This window comes from Vibrio sp. V10_P2A27P122, from assembly GCF_963874335.1.
Lineage (GTDB): Bacteria > Pseudomonadota > Gammaproteobacteria > Enterobacterales > Vibrionaceae > Vibrio > Vibrio anguillarum.
Map to the genome: position 1 here is coordinate 1 of NZ_CAWNHY010000230.1, position 2,033 is coordinate 2,033.

The 2,033-nt window shown below is 44.0% G+C and carries 3 protein-coding genes; 2 read left to right on the forward strand and 1 reads right to left on the reverse strand.

The window, feature by feature from the left end; translation table 11 throughout:
* Nucleotides 1–180: 180 nt before the first annotated feature.
* Complete coding sequence (locus AACQ17_RS09590; RefSeq protein WP_162809655.1) at nucleotides 181–567, forward strand: VOC family protein; 387 nt, start codon at nucleotides 181–183, stop codon at nucleotides 565–567.
* Nucleotides 568–744: 177 nt separating this feature from the next.
* Here AACQ17_RS09590 and AACQ17_RS09595 read toward each other — a convergent pair whose 3' ends face one another.
* Nucleotides 745–1,077: a PBPRA1643 family SWIM/SEC-C metal-binding motif protein gene (locus AACQ17_RS09595; protein WP_055052324.1), complete on the reverse strand. Its 333-nt coding sequence runs from the start codon at nucleotides 1,075–1,077 to the stop codon at nucleotides 745–747.
* Nucleotides 1,078–1,493: 416 nt separating this feature from the next.
* Between AACQ17_RS09595 and AACQ17_RS09600 the strand changes: the two genes are divergently transcribed.
* Entirely contained in the window at nucleotides 1,494–1,655 is a 162-nt protein-coding gene (locus AACQ17_RS09600) for a DUF645 family protein (RefSeq protein WP_170935180.1), read from the forward strand.
* The last annotated feature ends 378 nt before the right edge of the window (nucleotides 1,656–2,033 follow it).

The following is a 2,033-nucleotide window of genomic DNA, read 5'->3' on the forward strand; positions in this document are numbered from 1 at the left end:
TACCATATGGCTCGTGTTGTGGCACATGCATAACAAACGCCTCAAGAGGGACTGTCAACGCGTGGCGTTTCCAGTCCCAATGAGTCGCTGTGGTTACGGTTGTTGTGGTTGAGTTTGGTGTTATGCGTTGCCAGCCCCTTAGGCGGGCGTTATGTGTTTTCCTAGAAAATGGAGTTTCTGATGAAAATTAGTCACCTTGATCATTTAGTTCTGACTGTTGCAGACATTCCTACAACAACGAAGTTCTATGAAAAAGTGTTGGGTATGAAAGCCGTAAGTTTTGGAGCCGGTCGGATTGCTCTAGAGTTTGGCCACCAGAAAATCAATCTTCATCAACTCGGCCATGAGTTTGAGCCTAAGGCGCAAAATGTCAGAACTGGGAGCGCAGATTTGTGCTTTATTACCGATATAGATCTGTCTGACGCAATGGAGTATGTGGAAAATCAAGGTGTGGTTATCATGGAAGGGCCTGTAAAACGTACAGGCGCGCAAGGTGCAATCACATCATTCTATTTCAGAGACCCTGATGGGAATCTTATTGAAGTATCAACGTATTCAAACACATAACAAACGCCTCAAGAGGGACTGTCAACGCGCGGCGTTTCCAGTCCCAATGAGCCGCGGTGGTTGCAGTTGTTGTGTTTGAGTTTAGTGGTAATGCGTTGCCAGCCCTTTAGGCGGGCGTTATACCGTTTTAACGTTAAAAGCCGTCAGAAAACGGCTTCTAATGTAATTACCGAAAGCTTAAGCACAGCACTTCTTATACTTTTTCCCGCTTCCGCAAATACATGGATCATTACGGTTTGGTGCTTTATCAAAGGTAATAGTTTTGGGCTTATGTAATAGTGTATCGAGTTCAACAATGTTCTCTGGTTGCTTTGGGTCTATGACAATATTGGCTACTATTGAGTGCTCAGAAAGCAATGCTTCGATTTCTTCTTTACGAGCATCGTTTGGAACGACAACATTGATCGGAGCTTCTTCAGTGCCTGCTTTTACATCACGCTTTACGTTATAGCCTGAAATGACGTGGTTTTGCCGAGCATCGATTCGGCCTTTGAAGAATAGTTTGGACATTTGAAACTCACTGGTAGTTAGTGTGGTGTAATTGGTGCGCGATTATACGGTACTATGGCAATTGATAAAGAAGTTCCTACAATGCGCAGCAGATCACGGTATAACAAACGCCTCAAGAGGGACTGTCAACGCGTGGCGTTTCCAGTCCCATTGAACCGCGGTGGTTACGGTTGGTGTGTTTGAGTTTTGTGTTATGCGTTGTCAGCCCCTTAGGCGGGCGTTAGCTTCTTAAAGGCTGGAATCATCAAAGTCCAACTCAATTGTTCTGAAAAAGCTGTTTTTAGCGTTCAAATTTCACAACTTGGCTTGCGAGATTTTCTGATGCCGATTTGGTCGAGCGTGTTGAAAGTTCATTGGTTTCAAAGTCGTGGAAAACCATCAAACCTCGATGCTTAAATGTTGTTGGATACTCAACTCTGAAAGTTTGGTTTCACAAAGGCTGCATCATCGCTGAAAGTATTCTTTCTTTCTCGCGGACTCTTAAACGTGGTCAACTTAGCCTTGACCGTTTTGAGTTTTGGCAGCCAACTTCACAGCTTTTGGCGTTGGACGTGTGTTTGAGTGATGCTTTTGCGTAAAATGCATTTCAAGCAAATGTGTCTAAAAATTCATTGTTAAACAATGGGCTACGAAGCTAACAAACGCCTCAAAGGGACTGTCAACGCGTGGCGTTTCCAGTCCCAATGAGCTGCGGTGGTTACAGTTGTTGTGTTTGAGTTTAGTTGTTATGCGTTGTCAGCCCCTTAGGCGGGCGTTAGGCAAGGTGAGTTTTTATCAGCTAAATCGAGTTTGAATTGAACGGTAAATTCCATGTTTTGTGGTTTAATTTAAGCAATAAATAATCATCACATATTTGTTGTTTCTTGATCGCGTTGGGTTGTTTAGCGCTGTGAGTTTAGCGGCAAAATAACCTTCAGCATCCAAACGTCCGCCGAGCATGCTACGCTCGTCACTTT